Raw genomic sequence first — 19,515 nt, 5'->3', positions numbered from 1 at the left:
CATACCTCCAGCCAGCCCCCCTACGCACACCTCAGGTCTGACGACTCACCACTGACTACTCACACCCTCCCCCGCGCCAGCACTGCATTTGCGGGGAAAACGGGTAATAATTGTCATTAATTTTCAAAAATGTTTGGCAGAAATCGTGAGTAGTCAGTAGTGAGTAGGGAGCTCGAGGATAGCATGCCTCCAGCCCCCCTACTCACGCCTCACGCCCCACGACTCACCACTCACCACTGACTACTCACTACTCACCACTCACTACTCACTACTCACTACTCACTACTCACACCCTCCCCCGCGCCCCCATTGCATTTGCGGGGAGTTCGGTGGGCGAGTCTGACAATATCCAGCCAGCCCCCCTATTCACGCCTCACGCCTGACGACTCACCACTCACTACTCACCACTCACTACTCACACCCTCCCCCGCGCCCCCATTGCATTTGCGGGGAAAAGCGCTAATAATTGCCATTAATTTTCAAAAATGTTTGGCAGAAAAGGTGTGGAAACCTATTTTTGCGTCCCATTAAACGAACGGCCGGTTCGTCTATCGGTTAGGACAGCCCCCTTTCACGGGGCAAAGACGGGTTCGATTCCCGTACCGGCTACCAGTAAAGCCATCTGTTTCAGGTGGCTTTTTTTGGGCCTGCCCAAATTCACATTGTATTCTATAACACCTGCACGCAGAGGCTCTGCCACTGATGGAGTTATCATTACTCCCCCTTTTAAAACAAGAACTGCTTTAACTGAGCTTTCAACTGCTTCTAAACAGCTGAGTCCCCTACCGGGAGAGATCAGCGGGGACGTTTAAGATGGCTTTTTAAAAGGACACCCTACGGAGAATGAAAACAGCCTAATATGCGATCTTTGTATAATTTTAAAGATGGCTAATGAGATAAATGAAACCCTGATCACAGATACAGCATTAGAATTCAGTCAACACCTCGCCATCGAAGGCAACGAACGTATTTTATTTTCAGGAAAATTTGGCAAGGGAAAAACAACTTTCCTTCAGGAAATATTTATCAACCAGGAAAAGTATTTAGGTGCAAATCTATACGAATCAACATTCCTAGATCCTGTAAACTATTCGGTGGCAAACACGGAAGACGTTTTCAGTTATATAAAATACGACATTTTGTTATCGTTATTACAGAAGCAAATAGAGCTTGACACATTTGAATCAACTACCAAAGAGGCGGTTGAGTATTACCTATGGCAACACCCGGAAGAAGTAGTCAGGCAATTATTAAGGTTCATTCCTAAAATTGGAAAAGAGCTGGCTGGGGTTGTAGCTGGTATCGAAAATTTCTATGACAAGATAAAGAACTTAAAACGCGGGGTTGATGAAGCAACTGAAGAATCAAAAGTGCTAACCTTTATTGACTCGATCGAAAAAGGTGCATTTTCAATTTATGAAAATGACATCATTACTTTTCTTATACGTAAAATGCTCTCACAAAAAGAAGAGTCCAAACAAAACGTATTGGTAATAGACAACGTTGATAGGATAGACCCTGAACACCTCTTCCGTATCCTGAATATTTTCTCTTCACAGATGGATCACAAGCAAACTAACACCATCATCAATAAATTCCATTTCGATAAAGTGATTTTAGTTTGTGATATTGAAAACGTAAGGAATATTTTCGCAAATCGATACGGGGCGACTGTTGATTTTAGCGGCTACATTGATAAGTTCTATTCGACTAAAATCTTCCACTTTCAAAATTATGAACGGATCAAAACAATTTGCCATAAGCTCTTGCGGAAGCTTTCAATTGGACCTGATATGCAGAGGCTGACAAATTTGCCCAGTCTTGGCAATTATGGTTTATTCAATCTCGCCTCGGTACTAGTTCATACGAACAGACTCTCACTACGTAAAATGGTTACCTATGTAAAAGCCCCATTGATTGCTGATGAAATTACATTCATTACAAAAGGAAAGAACAGGACTTTTAATATCCACGAAACCCCGGTTTTAGAAATGCAGATACTGGCAGGAATTGTTGGCGGTTATAAGCAATTAAAGGAAGACATTGAATATTTAATAGAATTAGATGCGGGCTTATATCAGCTTGATCAATGGTTTAAAAAGTTGATGTTTTTTGAGGCTAGGCATAAGCATGATTTTAAGTCTGGATCATTCACTTTATATTATAAAAATCCAAGAAAAGAGCTGAATGTCGAATTCACTGTTTCTTCAAACATCTGTGAAGCAGATACGATGGAAGTTAAATATCTGTCCCAACCAGGCGATAAAACCGTTGGTAATATTCATTACGATATTGAGTCAATAGACTATTACGAACTGTATCTAAAGATTCTTAAAGAGTTCCACACTACTAAAGTCATCGAGTAATGAAATCTATGAAGAAAATACCGGAGGATACTGAAGCAGAAATATTGTTCAAAGCAAACCTCCTATGCTGTGTTGATCAAGAACGCGATGACCACATACATCACATTGACGGTGATCCATCGAACGCAGACATTGACAATCTCGTGCTGCTATGTTTTAATTGCCACGACCGCGCTACCGTAAAAAGCACACTGAGAAAGAAACTATCTCCCAAAGCACTTATGAAATTTCGAAACCATCATTACCAAGTCACCCAGTCTGCCCGAGACAAACTATTGAAAAAACTCGATCGCCCGATTACTCAATTAACCGAACAGGTTTTATTAAAAGCATCGATGGAAGTTACGATCCAATTTCAAAGTTCAAAAGGAATAGGGGAATAAGCATTGACGAAGACATACAAGGATACCGCTTAAATAATAATATAGATTAATTTGGGCTTACAAAACCGAAATACATGATTTCTCTATAACATTAAATACTATTGAAAACTTTATGCTCGCTAATTTGAATTACCGTGAAATTGAACGTCTTTTTGAAGATAACCGGATTCGCAGATCTATCTTTTATCTATCAAGACAAATGGTAATTCATTCAACTGATTACATAGCAGACAATAAATTTGGGTGACGAAAAAAAATCGGTATACAAAAAAGGAGAACCGGCGCTCTCTTTTTCGTTTTGCCTGACACTTATTTCTTGTAAGGATTTTGATTAATCTTGCGGATCACCGGTTTTTTTTTCGCAGGGTCCGGGTGTCCTGTCGCAATCGTCGCTACTGTTTCCACCTTAAGCACCGTTGCGCTTTCCCGGTTCTCGTCATTCCATACCGCTTCGTCGGACCCCCAGTATATGCAGTGAACAGGCTCTTTCGATTTCAAAATTCCCTTTTCATAAGACCCTTTTCCGGTCCATAGAGAGACATATTCACCCTGCTTCACCTCGACCGAAGGAAACCTGAAAAAATGCCTGAACACATTCGATGAATTACCATCTTCATCGAAAGTTTTATCGATCACGGCATAGTGACTGAGGTTGATGTCTGCGGTTGCTTTCAAAAGCAAATACTCTTTTGAAGCGTCTCCGTCTTTTTTGCAGCTTGTTAATTTCTAAATTCATATTATTTACTATTTTTTGTTCCCTGTTTATTACAAAAGCTTTTTTAGTTCGCTGATCATCGCATCTACTTTCGGATCGGTGACATTTTTATACCGCAGTTCACTCGCGCGCATCACATCCACCACGATACAGTTTGAAGTGTTCACCGAAAAACCCTTCGCGTAATTGGCCGAAAGAAAACGATAAGCGAGTTCAGCGAATACGCCGAGTTCTTCTTTTTTATAACCGTGCTGATATGCGACGAACCAGACTGCACCCACCTGTGCATCGCCATCCGGTTTGTCCTTGTAGGTGAATACATAACTCGGCAGTACCTGTACGGGCAGACCCTTTATCATCAGCAGTTCGGTGGTCTTCGGCACATGCATGATGTGGAGTTCCGCTTTGGCCTTAATGGACGCGAGATCGAATCTCTTAAAACCACTCAGCATGGCAATGTTACGCTTGTACATATCTTGTGTCTGCGGGCGCCTGGTTTCTTTGATCAACTTTTCAAGGCCCAGGATCTTTTCATCGATCAGGTCCGCATCATCATACTTCCATGCATTGCAGATGGCACTGGTCGCCGGGATCCAGTAGTCGCCACCGCCGCCCTCTTTTGGTGCCACAGGTTTCTTCAGTTTCTCAGCGAAGGTTTTCCTGGCTGCCTTGGACCTGTTCTGAAAGTCGATCAGTTTTTTTGCGTTCAGCTTTTGCATGTTGGTACATTTGGCGGGATTAGAAATGCTTTAGTATATCGTTCGGTTGATATTCTACGTCCGTGATAACCCTGCGGCAGGCACTTGTGATCGCACTGCGTTCACTACCCGAAAAATCAGTCAGGCAATTATTGGTATTTTCACGTCCGTAGAAATGATATTTATCGATGGAAGTTTCCATGTGTTTCACCACCATCATCAGCTTACCGGTCAGCGAAGCCGGAATTCGTCCCCTGTTTCGCATGTACGCATCATTCACCACAGTCTGCAGCAGGTAAGTCGAAAGAAGCAAATCATTTTCCCGCTTCCACTCCTTGAGTAGTACCATCAGTTTTTTTTGCGCGTCATTCAGCGGAAGGGACAGCGAGGCATTCAGATCTGTTTTGGTGCGTGAAGGATTTGAGAATAGGCCGCCGCTGTTCACAAAAAGATAGCCAACCGTTTTACTCACCCGCACGTTGCTTACACGCAAGGGAACGACATCTATCTTCAAATGACTGTTCCCATACGGGAACAGGATGCCGATCGATTTATCCTGGAGCCGCACCCTCGCGCCGCCATGCCTGGCTGCGAACGTTTCTACTGCATCCTGCAGATCATCGTACATACTTCCGGTTGAAAACCTGGAGGCATGAAAAGGCACACCAAGATCTATATCAAAATCCTTTGCAAGCGCGATCCCTTTCTCAGTGGAACCGTAAAAAGCCGGAGCCGATACAAGGTCACCATGATATTCGCTTTGAAGAAAAAAGGAAAGTTGATCCGCTTTTGTACGAAGGAAACAGTAGCGCGGATCAGACTTGGTAAGTACAAGTTCCCCCGCTCTCGTATGTAAGATGCAGTCAGTATTGATGCGCTTCTCACGCGCGTTGTAGTAATCCCTGACAGCACCCAGAACATACCCGCTGCCGCCGCCGATCAGCGCGCCGCCGGCCGTATTGCGCCCAAAAGCCTGCCAGTCGAACGGTTTGCCCATAACCAATGCAGGCGTTTGTTTTACAACACTGTAAATGGCTCCGCCTGCAGCGCCAAGCAGCAGGCCGTTCAACCCGTATTTGTTTCTCTTTTTCATTCGTCAGGTGTTAACCAATCCGCGTACGCCAGCACATCGATCATCGGAGCGGTTGCAAGCGATTGCAGTAAGGCGATCAGGTGAAATAAAAATGCGGTTGCGGGTTTGTCAACTTCTGCCCCGCGGTATTTTTTCATACCGGCATTCGCAGGGTCATCTTCCTGCAGGAAGTAACCATGCGCCGCCACGCAACCGATATCAATACAGTTTTTGTGATGTGCAAGATTGTCCAGCAATGTCTGACCGAGTGCAGGCGACCAATCGCTGCCAAGTGCAAGGTACCCGCCGAAAATATACCCCGGTTTCTTCGCAGGCGCCCATCCATTCGCTGTTGGAATAGGAAGACTCGTTCGGTGAAGGGCGCGTACGCTTTCGATCTTTCCACATGCATATTTGAGTTTTGCCGCATCGATCACCTGCTTGGCTTCAAGCACAGCATAGACGCTCTCAGCGGGTACGATCTTCGAACCCTTGAAATCAAAAATAAAGGGCGAATACTGGCGGTCGAAAACGACCACGTCGATCTGTTCACTGAAACTCCCTTTGGAATCAACCACGAAGGCCTTTTCAGCCTGGTAGCGCTTGGGCAGGTAGGTCTGCAGGAATTCGAGCCAGATATTCTCTGACGCGTCTCCCTTGGACCCCGGGTGATCGATCGATTTGCGTGCGATATCCAGCTTGGAATGAATGTCTTCGTGCAGGCTCTGCAGAAGTTGCGATAATGACCAATTGCTCATACTTGTGATTCTTTAAAAGGTGGTGTAGGTTGAATGGATCTGGCCACTTCGATGGCATGTTTTCCCGTAACGGCGTGATCCGGGTATGCTTCCAGCAATATAGTCGGCAGCAAGCGCTGCGTGAGATCGGAGAATGTAAAGCCAACAGGTCTGCCTGTACCCTTTCCTGTCAGTTCGACAATGTTTTTGATCTCTTTTGCAGAAAGACCCAGTTCTGTGAGCGGCGCTTCAAGAACAGACAATCTCTGTTCATCGGTTGGTCTTCCGAAAAGAAAAATATCTGCTGCCCTCCGTTTGATGGCAGGATCGAGGGATTCAGGTCGGTTGGTGCACATGATCACTGCCGCCGGCAACCTCCCGTTACCCAGGCGGTCAATGCCACGGATGAACGCATTGACGCCCGCTTTGTCTTCGTGGTGCATCTGCCCGCTCTCACGCGATTGGGCGAGTGCGTCCGCTTCATCAACCAGCAGGATAACCGATCCGCTTGCACACCCACCGTTACCCTGCATTTTTTTTGCGCGCTCGATGGTATAGTCAAATGCTGCAGAAACAAGTTTTGTCATTTCCCCGACCATGCCCTGCCCCCTTGCAGAAAGGCTCAACGGCAATAAGGTAACGGGGATGTTTTCCTGCCTCGCCACAGCATCGCCTATTGTCATGGCTAGTTCTGATTTACCTGCACCAACATCTCCGGCGAGAATCACCAGGGGAGGCCGTCTTGTAACGAGTGAAATGATTCGTTTGCTGTCCGGGTGGTGCTTGTCAGCCCATTTCTTGATCCCGTTCGTGTTCACAAGTAACCCCAGTATTTTAGCGAGCCTGCTTTTTGTCTGGTCGAGGCCCACCAGCATGTTGAACCTTTCGCGCATATCCATGTCAGGAAACTCAAGCGCCGGTTCGAATAATTGATCAAATGATGGTTTTTCCATTAGCAGCTTTTTACAGATGAACGGTTCAGTGATGTACCGCCTGAATGATAGTTTTTGTCTTGTGTCAATTGCCCGTTGATCCCCGGCTGAACACCGGCCACCCTTTGAAAGGGAAGACTGTTTTTGAATTTCTGTTTTTCTTCGGCGTTCAGGTTCATGTAAGCAGTAGAATACGACAGGAACGAAGTAAACTCTGCTCCATTGATATTTGCCCCGGTTCTGATTTTGCCGGGATCGTCATCTGTGTTGTACATTGATGAAAGCTCGCTCGCGGTGTAGCGCACAGTTGGCTCGATCCAACTGCCATCCTTTTTAAAACCATAAGTCACGTTACTTAAATAACCGTTACGCAGTAACTCGATCAGTTCAGTTTCATACTCGCTGATCTCGTTGTCGCTCGGGTTGGTATAGTAACGCTGTATACGTTTCAGATCGGTCGCTACTTTGGAGGCCAAGTAACGTGCATGCGTGACGTTAAAGGTCTGGGTTGTTGAATTGGTAAAACTTCCTGTCATGGTAATTAAATTTGAAATGAAGGCCCGAATATTTTCTGCCAGTAATAAATGGTTTTTTCTTTGGTGGTGGCCGCGAGCGCCGAATCGATGGCGTCACCGGCTTCCACTGCGGCTTCCACTATCGCTGCCGCCTGTGCGGTCGTATACAGGGAAGCCGCGTTGTTTTTTGGGTTCACCGGATCGATGATCCGAACGCGCTCCGTATATTTTTCCAGCGCCGAAGCTGGGTAATAGTCCGTAAACGAGATCAGTTCTTTTAAGTCGGAGGTAGCCAGATAAGTGAAGAAATGCTGCAGTCCTTCCGGGTAATCCGAAAAATCCTTACCCGCGTCCAGTAGTTTGCTTAAGACCAGCTCCACCATGAAAGATTTGAATTTGAAGTCCGGATTCTGCTGCTTCATATACCTGACCCACTGTTTGGCAAGCCGGATTACCTGCACGAAATGCGTGGGTTGTTTCGCCTTGCGGCTGCGGATGAACTCCAGGTGGCGCGGAATGCAGGTTTCAAGGAAGCTGCCGTCTTCCTGGCTCACAACCTTACCGTACCAGTCCGGATCGCCTTCATAGATCACGGGCACGACATCAACGTCGAGTCCGGTCCCCATGAAGGATACGGTTACGCTGTAGGTCTTGGGCTTGACTTGTTCCGGTTTGAAATTAGGGAACGCCTTTCGCAGTTTTTCGGTGAGGTATTCCAGCAGCGCGGATATGTCTTTTGGTGCGTCTGACCCGCTAATATAACAGGCGATGTCGATATCGCCCAGGCTTTTTAAGGCCGTGCCTTTAGGCAGGCTGCCCGACAGCTGCATTTTTTTCAGGGTAAAATCAGGATGCTCCTCCAGGTATTTTTCAAGCCTGGAACGCACGCCGTTCGCCTGCTCCCGCAGTGCGTCTGCTTTATCCTTCGGCAGATTCACCTTGTCTTTGGCGAACTGCGCGATTTCCGCGTGTGATACGTGTTCTCGTGACATTATATACGTTATTTGTTTACAGTCCGGGCATAGAGCTGGATATCACAGCCGGCCTGCCGCTCGTGATGAGCGGGGTCGACTGTAGTGATAACCGGACAACGTATAGAATGGCTAGTGATGAGGAAAAAAAGGCGGCACTACTTGGAAATGAACTCGTTCCGCCTATATTTGTACCTGAACACTTTGGAAAAAGAAAGCTTCTCTAGGGCTCGGCGCGATCATTTGCGCCGTTTATTCTCGATCCATTTTGTCTATACAGCCCGGCTAAAAAACCGGGCTTTTTTTATCCGAATGGTCATGCCCGAAAGCATACCAGCTTTATTTCTTTTTAACCAGTTTCTTTTTCACGGGCTTTTCCTGCTGCTGCTTTTCCTGCTGCTGCTTTTTCTTCTGCTCGATCAGCTCATTCAGGTCCAGCGAAGGAAGGATATACCTCCCGAACGGCGCGTTGGCAGTAAAACTGCTGATCAATCCCCTCAGGCTGTTGAGCCCGATGTAGATCGCGGAAAAACCTTCGAGTGTTTCCCGGTTCTGCACAGGAAGATCGCTTTTGTCATCAAAGCTGAAAAAGCAACCCGCTTCTGCATCGATGCTGTAACCATTCAGTTCTTCATCCGCATTGATCTTCGCGCGTACCCACACCTGGATCGTTTCATCTTTGCGCACCCCGAAATCAATGTCAATATCGTATCGGCTGAAAAGCTCGCTGATATCGGTATTATCATCCGGTGCCGAGATCCGGAAATCCATGCGCGTTATCGCAAAATCTACTATCGCTAATGGTGACGCGTTTGGCTTCATGCTATTTGCTTAAATCTTTCTTTGTAACCCGGTTTGTCAATCAGGCTCTCAATAGCCTCGCAGGTCTCCTTCGGACTTGGTGTTCCCCGCAGTTGTTCCATCTTACACCACACACCCGAGCGCACGGGCACCCTTCTGGTTCCGATCTCCTCAACCTGCCCGAAAATAAATTCCGCTTTAGCCTGCTCCAGACAACGGATCCTAATTTCAAAACAGGCGTCGAGCGCGTCTTCGAAGCGGGCCATCATATCCATATTGACCTGTTTAGCCCCCCTGAAGAGCTGCGTGATATAACTGGCCGAAGTCCCCACAGCTGCGGCGAGGTCTCTTTTGGTCATACTACGGTCTTCGCAGATCTTCTCAACCTCGCTCAAAATACGGTACGACATCGCCTGGGCCTCATGCGCCCTTTCTTCTTCTTTGGTCTTGAATGCAAACAACGCCTGGTATTCAGGGTTGATCTGCAGGTGTCTGAATTTTGTACTCATAACTTGCGACTTTATGGATGATAGGAATTTCTTTTTTACTCACACCTTCTGACTTCTTCCGTGGATACACCTCTGCTGTTACCACGACAAACACCCCATCCGTTGTTCTCATTTCCTTACAGTAGATCCTGCCGTTCTCCTGCCCCTTGAAAAACTTCATGGCAGTGACATGTTTTGACTTTGCATCGATATCCTCCTTATCGTAGAGATCCGTGATGCGGTGGCCACTTAGGATCAGTTGAACGATATGCATGAACTTATCCCTGTACCGGGGCGTCTGCAAAACGTACCCCATGATCTCTCCTTCGTTCTCGACATCTATACAGACTGCCTTTTTCCCGTCCGGCGATTGAGCGAATATCTTACAAAGTCTTGTCAAAGTTAAGCAATAGGTTAATATCTACAAAATAAAGCTATAGGTTAATTTTTGCCAAATTTTTTAGGCAAAGGTTTTCCACCTGAAATATTGGAACGTAAACAGGTAGCTCTTTAAATGCCATCGGGGGTATGGAAGAACGCATCGCGCGCATGGCAATGGTAAAACAATTCCTCAATTTAATCCTGAATATTTTGCCTTGAGAGTGATCAGGTGCTAACCGTTGAAAGACATCCAGGGGCTATTGCAAAACTCAATGCCGTATGCGTGGCTCCGCAATAGATACAATTATAAACGTTGCACAAAGTATGTTTATACACGGGTGAATAAATATAAAACAACCAAGGGTGCCAAAAGGCAGTCGTAGCTGATTCCAAAATTTTCTACTGCGTAATCTAATTTGGATTTGTCGATAGAATCAAATTTTACAACAGTGCCCCCCCGGCACAAATTGCCTGTTTTCGAACCGAGTAGAAAAAATTTATACTTATTGATTAAATATATCATAACACAATGTCATCAATCACTCTAGGCCAAATGCATCCCTGCTAACAGCTTTAAATCACCCAAAAAAACGTCCGAAATCTCCGCCGCCTTGGCTACTTAAAAAAATACCATCAGCATTCAACTGATGGTATTTTTTTGCAGTTTCCTATTATAGGGTTCTACCTCACAGGCAGAACTGCCGGAGGTTTATACTTGACTGGTGCAGGGAAAAATGGTTACTATTACAGGATTATTAGTAGATCCGTTTCAACACCAGAACCTCTACCTCCCTTTCCGCTATCTCCCAGTAGAGGCCAAGATTGGTGAAAGCTGTTTTTAAACTTTCTTTCCTCTCCGGCTGCCATTCAAAGAATATGTCATACCGTCCCGCAATGCCGGTTTCATCCATCACTTTCCCATTATACAACCCAAAATCTTCCAGGTACTCTGCCAATGCCTTAACCTGCACGCCATCACCTTCAAAATGACTACCCCCTGCACCAAACCTGTCGTTCGACTTTGTTGATGGCTTTAATTTTTTAGCGGCCGTACTGTCTGCTTTGATAATCAGCACTTTCATTTTCCTTTTTTCCATTACCGCATCAACATCCACAAACTGTTCCTTTAGTTTCTGTTGAAAAAAAGTATGTAACTGATTGTCATCTTCCTGTGCTATCCAGAAATCAAGGCAATATTTTTTTTCATCAATATATTTTCGTTTCACCGTATCATATTCATTGATCATCTGCGAATAGGTTTTGTTGTAAGCAAGCCGGTATAACCCATCCATCGGCATATTTACGATGGTCATCCGTCGGCCTTTAAAAAAACCTTCCGGGTAAACCCTGCTCATGGTCCCGGTTCCTTCAACTGGGGGAAGCATATTAAATGCCTGTTGCAGGGAGCTATCCACTTTGAAATAAGTATCTATATTAAAACTGGTATTGTCTTTTTTAAGTGGCAGGTTTACCACTACATTTTTTAAGGCAAGCTGCAACACTTCCGGGGTAATATGCTCCGCATTGGTAATCGCATTTACTTTGCCGTCTATCCCGATCAATATCGTATGGGGTATGGTACGGTGTGGAAATATGGGGCGTAAACTTCCGGCTGTATCACTACTGATCAAAAGGTTGGTGGGTCTATTGACCATAAACTGTTTTAACCTGCTTTCAGTTTCATCAGATACGGCCAAAACAACCAGTTTATCACCAAACTGTTTCTTGTAATTTTCAAATTTACCCAAAGCAGCCACACAGGGGCTGCACCAGGTAGCCCAGAAATCAAGGATCACCAGTTTCCCTTTCAGAGATGCAAGGCTGATCTTCCTGGATTTGCCGTTAATAACATTAACAACCTGTAGCCCTGGCAGGGAACTGCCAACTTTTGCTTCCTGCGCAGTAGTTACAATAGCTATTGCAACCATGGATAATACGATTATTGCTTTCATGTGAATGATTTAAGTGTAAAATTATTCGGGGCAAAAGAAGCAAGGCGTTAACCTAAACGAAACTGTGTTAATGTTTGTTAATGAAACTTCTATAAACGCAACAGGACGGATACATTTGCTGTATATGAACTCATCCCTTCGCCGCTTATTTGTTCTCGCACTTGCTGCAGGCACGGGCCTGCTGTGTTTGCAGGCATTCTGGATGCACAATGAATGGAAAAATTCTACCGATGTTTTACAACGCCAGATAACGCATGCCTTTCAGTCTGCTATCGACAGTGAAGAAAACAAACGAAAACAAATATTAACTGTTTATCTCAAATCTATCCTGTCCGATACAAATTATGTTGATATTAAAACGCGGTATAACGAGAAACAGCATCAATGGATGATCAATATGTATGATACGCGCAACAAAAAAGATTATTCCTCCTGGACCAATTCAGAAATGACCCTTGGGCCGGAATTAACGGCAGAACAAAAGAAAATGATCATTGACAGATATGTCAATGACAACGTAAAAAAAAATGTAGAAGAGAATGTTATCTTTTTTTATACACAACGTTTTGGCGAATTATGGACTCAGAAGTTTAAACAGCTTTCCCTCGATAGCGCTTACCTGCAAGCAATATTTAAAAAACAACTGCTCGAAAAAGATATTACCACTCCTTTTGTCATCAGGTATTTTGACACATCCCTTGTATCCCTCCCATTAGAAAATACCGGCAACGCCTTTGTAACAAAACCCGTATACATCAACTATTTAACCATTAATGATTACCGAAAAAAATATATGGCAATGGCCTATATATACAAACCGGCATCACTGCTTTTCGGGCGCCTCTGGTTGGCACTGCTAACAACCTTTTTATTGCTGTCGCTGACGCTGTATTGCCTGTACCGGATGTATAGAACCATCCTGCAGCAGAAACAACTAAACGAATTAAAAAATGATTTTATCGGCAATATGACCCATGAGCTGAAAACACCTATTGCCACTGTAACCGCCGCCATCGACAGCCTGCAGTATTTTGACGGGTTAAAAAGTAGTGAAAAAACAGAGCGCTACCTCAATACATCGCGAATGGAATTGCAAAGACTTAATGATATTGTTTCAAAGGTCCTCGATATTGCTATATACGAAAGACAAGAGGCAAAACTCAATAAAGAACCGGTAGAAATCCTGAGCCTGTTAAAAATGGTTGTACAGTCTTTTGAAGTAAAAGGGGTGGTCTTTTCATACGAAATACAATCCGATCAGGATAATATCACGGTGCAGGCAGATAAAACCCACCTGAAAAACGTTTTATATAACCTGGTTGATAATGCGGTAAAATATGTTCCTGAAAAATTGCAACTCGTTTTTTCTGTATCAGTACAAATGAGTACTGTTATTATTACTGTAAAAGACAACGGTAACGGCATAGAAGAAAAACACCTGTTGCGGATCTTTGAAAAATTTTACCGCGTTCCTTCAGGCAATGTGCAGGATGTAAAGGGTTTTGGGCTGGGACTTTTTTACGTTAAACAAATCATCGGGCAGCATGGCGGCAGTGTGGAAGTGAACAGTAACCAAACCGATGGAACTTCATTTACAATACAATTACCTGTATAAATACTTATGGATAAATTACCCAACATATTATTGGCGGAAGACGAAGTGGCCTTAGGTAATATCATAGCTGAAAGTCTTGAAACAAGTGGCTTTTCGGTAACCCATGTTACCGATGGCAAAGAGGCGTTACATTTATTATACACCAACAGTTATGAACTTGCCCTACTCGACGTAATGATGCCGGGAATGGATGGTTTTGCGATTGCACAGCAATTACGTTTGGCCAATTACCAGTTACCTATTTTATTCCTTACCAGCAAAACAATGCCACATGATGTAGTAACGGGTTTTGAAAGCGGTGGTAACGATTACCTGAAAAAGCCATTCAGTATGATGGAACTTGTGGTACGCATAAAAGTATTACTTGGAACCAACCGTTTACAGGCCGGCAGTACGCAACAGGTACCAGTAGCAATTGGCCGTTATCATTTCGATCCCACCCGGCAACAACTAACATTCAGCGCCGATATCCGTCAACTAACAGCCAGGGAGAATGATATTTTATGGCTCTTATACCGGCAAAAGCAAAGTTTATTAACCAAGCATGAATTGCTTACTACCATTTGGGGGGATGATAATTTTTTTAACGCCCGTACCCTGGATGTATTTATTACGCGGCTAAGAAAACTGCTTAAACAGGATCCCCAGGTTCAGATCATCAATATCCGTGGTGCCGGTTACAAACTGGTATGGTAAGTTGATCATTGTTGTTTAGGAAGCATAGTACAAATCATAGCATGATACGGCACTAAAAAATTGGCCATCCCGGCTACAAAAACGGATTGGTGTTATGCTATTCCTGCCAGCTATTTCAAATCCGGCAGAAAATGATGCGAAATTTGTACCGCATCCGCTACCATACAAGCCATCTGAAAGAGCTGGCTTGTATAACCTCCCCAAATCCACCTTGTCTCCCCCCCTTCGCAGTATATCCTACTGAGAATCTCCAACTTACGTAGTCTTCATTACTCCTTCTACAGCACAAAATCCCCCACCGGGAGCTACGATATACCCACATCTTCGCAGTTTTCCCCTTAGGCACCTGACTCCAGGTTCATAAAACACTGTAAAGCTTATTTAGTGCCACCGCTAAACACTGTAAAGCCCTGGTAGTAATTTGCCCCTCAACTGTAAAGTTTTTTCAGTACAAGACACAGTACAAGACAAGTACAAGACACCCCCTTCTGGTTCGGTATTGGTTCGGTATTCATTCGCTATTCGTTCGCTTTCCTTCGTCCCTTATTCGCTGTTTGTTCGCTTGTATACCGAAGAAACTACGAACGAAACAAGGGCCAAGTACGAGTGAAGTGTGAGTAGAACCCCTGCCCGGCCATTCTCTTCGCTTCCCTTTTGCCCCCTACTTATATTTTGCGTAATCATCTGATAACCATACACCTTCAAACACTCCCGGACGTTTATATGAGAAAATTTTCTCGCCAGGGTGCGGTTATCAGAACAGATTACGCTTGCCTTGTTCTAAAAACCGCCCGGTGGGAAGAGAGATTGTAAAAGTTATGCCTCGCCAGGAAATGCGGGTTCAATTACACTGAATAGCGTACCTGATCACTATAATCAGCTATAGTATGGGTGCTGTTGGGCATTACAATACTCCAAAGTGGTGGGTACACAGTAGCCCCTACCGGTCAAGATCGGCGGGAACGTTCAGGAGGGCTTTGTTTTTATACTATTCGGCAGAGAAAGAAAAGAATGGTTGACAAAATAATAAATTTATTTACTTTTGTCAACAACCGCCAAACTCCGCTATCATGAACCCGTTTCCCGAAAGACTCCGCGCAGCACGTAAAAAAAAGGGCTGGTCGCTGCAGGATCTGGCCAATCATATGCCCGTATCCATTTCAAAGCAGTCACTTAACAAGTATGAGGCTGGGCTTATGCAGCCAACCGGTGAGGTTTTGGTAGCACTCGGAAAAGCATTGGATGTGAAGGCAGACTATTTTGCAAGACCCCTGGTTGTAGACCTTCCCCCGGTAGCGTTCCGCAAAGCTGCTACTCTTCCTGTTAAACAGATAGAAAGCATTAAAGAAACCGTTCGGGATGTTATTGAAAGATACCTCGAAGTTGAGAACCTGCTTCAGATCAATGATCAGTTCATCAATCCGCTGCCAGCGCATATTGTGCAAGAACCCGAAGAAGTTGACGATCTCGCATACGCACTGCTCAAACACTGGAAAGTGGGTATCGATCCGATTCCGAATGTAATTGAGATGCTGGAAGAAAAAGGCATTCGTGTTATAGAAATCCCCGGGCCTGCTTCTTTTGACGGATTAAGTACCCTGGTTGGTAAAGTAGCCGTTATTGTTTTGAATCACAACTTTTCAATAGAACGTAAAAGGTTTACTGCACTCCATGAGCTGGGGCACCTGGTACTCACTATTGATGAAGCGGCCGATCAAGAAAAAATCTGTCATGCTTTTGCCGGCGCGATGCTTTTACCAGGGCAAACCCTGCAGCGTATATTAGGTGACAAGCGAAATAATATTGCACCAGGAGAACTGGTGAATATTAAAGAACAGTACGGAATCTCTACACAAGCTATCATGATGCGCGCCCTCATTCTGGGAATTATCACCCCTGCTACTGCAAGCCGGTTCTTCCGGTCCATGACCGGCAATAAAAAAGAAACCGGAATGGGGAGTTTCCGTGGTAATGAAAAAAGTTACCGCTTTGAACAACTCGTATTCCGCCTTGCTGCTGAAGACATCGTTAGTATGAGTAAGGCCGCAAGTCTTGCCGGGTTGAAATTGGCTGAATTCAAAGACAAACTGGATGCACGCTAAGATTGCTATACAGGATGCGTGCATCCTTATCGACCTTATCAACATTGAACTGTTGAACAAGTGCCTGCAGTTACCTTTCTATTTTTGTACAACAGAGATTATTATTGAAGAATTATACGATTGGCAAAAAGAAAAATTATTCCACTGCATAACAACAGGAAACTTTACCGTTATCTCTATCACGGAAAGTGACATGGAAGAAATCACATCCCTGGTAGAGAAACATCCCAGGCTATCCGCAGAAGATCTATCAGCCTATCAATATGCTACTACCAACAATGCACTTTTATTAACGGGTGATAAACTACTTAGAACACTTGCTGTAAATGCAAAAATTGAGACCGCGGGAATACTTTTTATTTTTGATCAATTGGTGGAGCACCAAATCATATTGCCTCAAAAAGCCGCTGAATTATTAAAAGACCTTTGCCAGAGAAATAAGCGCCTTCCTAAAGTGGAATGCGATCAGAGAATCAGGAGCTGGCTTCAATCAGTACGTTAAGCTTCCTTCGTATTGATTGATTCAGGTGACTATTTCATTCAGGGTGTTAATGAATATCTCCCTATTATCGCCCAATGCCTGTAATTGTTCATTTACACGCTGTCATCCTGCACAACCACCCGCTCCATGCGGGGCGTGAGAAAATGAATGATGAGCCATGCCAGCAGGTAGGCACAACCGCAGATCAGGAACAGCAGGTTGTAGCCGGTAGTGATATTTCCTTTTAGCTTATAGAGATCTAATAAATAACCCACCAGCATCGGAAACAGGATGCCCCCTACCGAGCCCGCCATGCCACCGATTCCGATTACGGAGCTCAATGCTTTTTTGGGGAACATATCAGAAGCTACCGTAAATATATTGGCACTCCAGGCATTATGGGCGGCGGCAGCCAGGCTGATCAATCCTACCGCCATCCAGATATTGGTGGCATACCTCGCAGAAATAATGGGTATTACACAAAGGGCCGCTATAAGCAGGGTTGTTTTCCTTGCCTTAAAAACCGGCCAGCCTTTTTTGATCATACGCGATGAAAGATATCCGCCACCAATACTTCCGATGGTAGTGGCCAGGTAAACAGCACCCAGCTGGAGACTTGGTTTGGTAAGATCTAACGCAAAAGTGGACGAAAAATAAGACGGTAACCAGAACAGGAAAAACCACCAGATGGGGTCGGTAAGGAATTTGCCGGTTATGAAGGTCCAGGTTTGCCTGAGTCCAAGCAATGTTATCCACCGGATGGGGCGTCCCTGTTCGGCGGCCTCATCCCGGTCGCTGTTGATATGATCATACTCCATAGAGCTGAGTCCTTTTTTACGGGAGGGAACCTCATAAAAAAGCAGCCAGAAGATCAGCCATAGAAAACCGAGTGCCCCTGTAATCAGGAACGCTTCTTTCCAGCCATAGGCCGCCAGGATCAGCGGAACCATGATGGGTGCTATTACGGCGCCGATACTTGCTCCTGAATTGAACAACCCGGTAGCCAACGCCCTTTCTTTTTTAGGAAACCATTCTGCAATGGCTTTGATGGCTGCCGGAAAATTACCCGACTCACCCAGGCCCAGGCCCGCCCTTACCCATACAAATCCCGTTGTACTTTTTACGAGCGAATGCAGCATGGCAGCAATACTCCAGAATATAATAGAAATGGTATACCCCAGTTTGGTGCCGATCTTATCAATCATGCGTCCAAAGAATAATAAGCCAATGGCATAGGTGAGCGAAAAAGCCATCACAATTCTGCTGTAATCGGTTTCAGACCAGTTAAACTCTTTTTCCAGTGTGGGTTTTAATAACCCGATCACCTGCCTGTCTATATAATTAATAGTAGTGGCAAAAAACAAGAGCACCACTACCACCCAACGAAAATTTCCTGTGTTGCTTTTCTGTGGATCAGACAAATCTGTTGGCTTCATGGTCAATCTTTTAGCGCATGGGGGTAATAAAATGGTTATCTGTTTGTCTTATCCAGTTTGGAAAGTTCATCACGCATCTGTTCAAGGATCTGGTTGTTCACCTCGATCAGGTGTTGTGTATTACCCGCCCGCTCCCATTCCAGGAACCTGTCGTGATGGTAAAATGGTTCAGGGGTCAGTAATTCATTTTCGAGGTAACTGATCAGGCTGGAGAAATACACATCTTTTTCACCGGCAATCATGATCCTTGCCCGCAGGGCATTATAGGCATTCAGTTGCTGGTTAAGGGTCTGTATATAACGGGGATGGGTAAAGCCTGATGCAACTGTTGTTGACAATACTTCTTTGACAAATACACCCGCTCCGCCTCCTGTGTTGGGTGGTTCAATCCCCATCAGCCCGGTTATGGTGGGTGAAAGGTCTGTGTGTTCGAAATAAGGAAGTACCCTTTTTTTCGCAACAGTGGGGCCCACAAATACCAGCGGCGTCATTACACTGTCTTCATCTATCATCGGATGCCAGCCCTGTTCAGATTGTCCATGATCGGAAGTAACCACCAGCAGGGTAGATTCCCATTTACCGGTTCTTTTCAGTTCATCGATCAGCTTACCGAGTAAACGGTCTGCCTGTTCAACAGCTGTTACATAAGGAGATCCTTCGCCCCAGATATTCCGGTAGTAAGGTTGATCGGGAGAAGTGGCCGAGAGATAACGCCCCTCGTTACCGGGTGTTTGCAGGTGTATTCTGCAATAGCGGATCTCCTGTTGGTGCAGCAGTTCCATACTACGGTTCACCACTTCTTCATCAGACATAGCGGGTTCATGGATATTGATATCGAAACCCCTGCTTACAGAAACATAGGCTTTTGTGTTGGCAATAAAAGCAGTGGTATCTGCTGGTGCAAACATTTCCTGCAGCATTTTATTGGCGGGGCTGATGAAGAGGGTGCCCTCCTGCAATACCGGGTTGGGAAAAGAAGAAGTATGGATACGACCGTATTCGCCAACGGTAGGATGGTGGGGAACAATCATGTACGATTTTTCGATATAAGTTCCCTCTTCTATCAACTGTTTAAACACCGGCATAAACAGTTTGCCCGGTGCTTTCCAGTGAAGCCCGTCTATCAGGAATACAATCACTCTTTCCGGTTTCCCATTCAATTCTGTATGCATAC

The 19,515-nt window shown here is 44.9% G+C and carries 19 protein-coding genes and 1 tRNA gene; 7 read left to right on the top strand and 13 right to left on the bottom strand.

Annotated features, from left to right (window positions below; all coding sequences use genetic code 11):
* Nucleotides 1-537: 537 nt before the first annotated feature.
* The 3 genes from AC1RNB_RS01515 (at nt 538) to AC1RNB_RS01505 (ending at nt 2,749) form a co-directional block, all read left to right on the top strand.
* A tRNA-Glu gene (locus tag AC1RNB_RS01515) sits at nt 538-612 on the top strand.
* A 272-nt stretch (nt 613-884) separates the two neighbouring features.
* On the top strand, nt 885-2,366 hold the full coding sequence (locus AC1RNB_RS01510) for a hypothetical protein (RefSeq protein ID WP_493080087.1): 1,482 nt from the start codon (nt 885-887) through the stop codon (nt 2,364-2,366).
* Nucleotides 2,367-2,374: 8 nt separating this feature from the next.
* The gene (locus AC1RNB_RS01505) at nt 2,375-2,749 is read left to right on the top strand and encodes an HNH endonuclease signature motif containing protein (RefSeq protein ID WP_493080085.1); all 375 of its coding nucleotides are present in this window, start codon (nt 2,375-2,377) and stop codon (nt 2,747-2,749) included.
* 309 nt (nt 2,750-3,058) lie between these two features.
* On the opposite strand, the gene AC1RNB_RS01500 is transcribed toward AC1RNB_RS01505, so the two are convergent.
* The 11 genes from AC1RNB_RS01500 to AC1RNB_RS01450 form a co-directional block, all read right to left on the bottom strand.
* Nucleotides 3,059-3,424 (bottom strand): hypothetical protein, encoded by a 366-nt coding sequence (locus AC1RNB_RS01500; protein WP_493080083.1) that lies wholly within the window; start codon nt 3,422-3,424, stop codon nt 3,059-3,061.
* A 90-nt stretch (nt 3,425-3,514) separates the two neighbouring features.
* Nucleotides 3,515-4,183, bottom strand: coding sequence for a hypothetical protein (locus AC1RNB_RS01495; RefSeq protein ID WP_493080081.1), 669 nt, complete (start codon nt 4,181-4,183; stop codon nt 3,515-3,517).
* 19 nt (nt 4,184-4,202) lie between these two features.
* Nucleotides 4,203-5,255, bottom strand: a complete 1,053-nt coding sequence (locus AC1RNB_RS01490) for a nucleotidyltransferase family protein (RefSeq protein WP_493080080.1) — start codon at nt 5,253-5,255, stop codon at nt 4,203-4,205.
* Nucleotides 5,252-5,992, bottom strand: a complete 741-nt coding sequence (locus AC1RNB_RS01485) for a DUF6602 domain-containing protein (RefSeq protein WP_493080079.1) — start codon at nt 5,990-5,992, stop codon at nt 5,252-5,254. The genes AC1RNB_RS01490 and AC1RNB_RS01485 overlap by 4 nt, the downstream gene beginning before the upstream one ends.
* Nucleotides 5,989-6,924: an AAA family ATPase gene (locus AC1RNB_RS01480; RefSeq protein ID WP_493080078.1), complete on the bottom strand. Its 936-nt coding sequence runs from the start codon at nt 6,922-6,924 to the stop codon at nt 5,989-5,991. The genes AC1RNB_RS01485 and AC1RNB_RS01480 overlap by 4 nt, the downstream gene beginning before the upstream one ends.
* Nucleotides 6,924-7,439, bottom strand: a complete 516-nt coding sequence (locus tag AC1RNB_RS01475; protein WP_493080077.1) for an HORMA-1 domain-containing protein — start codon at nt 7,437-7,439, stop codon at nt 6,924-6,926. The genes AC1RNB_RS01480 and AC1RNB_RS01475 overlap by 1 nt, the downstream gene beginning before the upstream one ends.
* 5 nt (nt 7,440-7,444) lie before the next feature.
* On the bottom strand, nt 7,445-8,410 hold the full coding sequence (locus AC1RNB_RS01470; protein ID WP_493080076.1) for a CBASS oligonucleotide cyclase: 966 nt from the start codon (nt 8,408-8,410) through the stop codon (nt 7,445-7,447).
* A gap of 318 nt (nt 8,411-8,728) precedes the next feature.
* Nucleotides 8,729-9,211: a hypothetical protein gene (locus AC1RNB_RS01465; RefSeq protein WP_493080074.1), complete on the bottom strand. Its 483-nt coding sequence runs from the start codon at nt 9,209-9,211 to the stop codon at nt 8,729-8,731.
* Entirely contained in the window at nt 9,208-9,699 is a 492-nt protein-coding gene (locus AC1RNB_RS01460) for a helix-turn-helix domain-containing protein (protein WP_493080073.1), read from the bottom strand. Before AC1RNB_RS01460 ends, AC1RNB_RS01465 begins: the two co-directional genes overlap by 4 nt.
* The gene (locus AC1RNB_RS01455; protein WP_493080071.1) at nt 9,662-10,078 is read right to left on the bottom strand and encodes a hypothetical protein; all 417 of its coding nucleotides are present in this window, start codon (nt 10,076-10,078) and stop codon (nt 9,662-9,664) included. The genes AC1RNB_RS01460 and AC1RNB_RS01455 overlap by 38 nt, the downstream gene beginning before the upstream one ends.
* Nucleotides 10,079-10,814: 736 nt before the next feature.
* Nucleotides 10,815-12,011: a redoxin domain-containing protein gene (locus AC1RNB_RS01450; protein WP_493080069.1), complete on the bottom strand. Its 1,197-nt coding sequence runs from the start codon at nt 12,009-12,011 to the stop codon at nt 10,815-10,817.
* Nucleotides 12,012-12,135: 124 nt separating this feature from the next.
* Here AC1RNB_RS01450 and AC1RNB_RS01445 point away from each other — a divergent pair, with 124 nt between their 5' ends.
* The 4 genes from AC1RNB_RS01445 (at nt 12,136) to AC1RNB_RS01430 (ending at nt 16,926) form a co-directional block, all read left to right on the top strand.
* A complete protein-coding gene (locus AC1RNB_RS01445; protein WP_493080068.1) occupies nt 12,136-13,626 on the top strand; it encodes a sensor histidine kinase in 1,491 nt (496 codons plus the stop codon).
* A gap of 6 nt (nt 13,627-13,632) precedes the next feature.
* Complete coding sequence (locus tag AC1RNB_RS01440) at nt 13,633-14,322, top strand: response regulator transcription factor (RefSeq protein ID WP_493080067.1); 690 nt, start codon at nt 13,633-13,635, stop codon at nt 14,320-14,322.
* 1,070 nt (nt 14,323-15,392) lie between these two features.
* The gene (locus AC1RNB_RS01435; RefSeq protein WP_493080065.1) at nt 15,393-16,424 is read left to right on the top strand and encodes a helix-turn-helix domain-containing protein; all 1,032 of its coding nucleotides are present in this window, start codon (nt 15,393-15,395) and stop codon (nt 16,422-16,424) included.
* Entirely contained in the window at nt 16,414-16,926 is a 513-nt protein-coding gene (locus AC1RNB_RS01430; RefSeq protein ID WP_493080063.1) for a PIN domain-containing protein, read from the top strand. The genes AC1RNB_RS01435 and AC1RNB_RS01430 overlap by 11 nt, the downstream gene beginning before the upstream one ends.
* Before the next feature lie 92 nt (nt 16,927-17,018).
* On the opposite strand, the gene AC1RNB_RS01425 is transcribed toward AC1RNB_RS01430, so the two are convergent.
* Together AC1RNB_RS01425 and AC1RNB_RS01420 are read right to left on the bottom strand one after the other, a co-directional pair.
* Nucleotides 17,019-18,341 (bottom strand): MFS transporter, encoded by a 1,323-nt coding sequence (locus AC1RNB_RS01425; protein WP_493080062.1) that lies wholly within the window; start codon nt 18,339-18,341, stop codon nt 17,019-17,021.
* Between the two features lie 35 nt (nt 18,342-18,376).
* On the bottom strand, nt 18,377-19,513 hold the full coding sequence (locus tag AC1RNB_RS01420; protein ID WP_493080060.1) for a sulfatase-like hydrolase/transferase: 1,137 nt from the start codon (nt 19,511-19,513) through the stop codon (nt 18,377-18,379).
* Nucleotides 19,514-19,515 lie beyond the last annotated feature (2 nt).

Source organism: Sediminibacterium sp. GW821-FHT12F12 (assembly GCF_058806635.1).
Note: the sequence above shows the minus strand (reverse complement) of the source record. Positions and strands in the feature narration are given on the sequence as shown.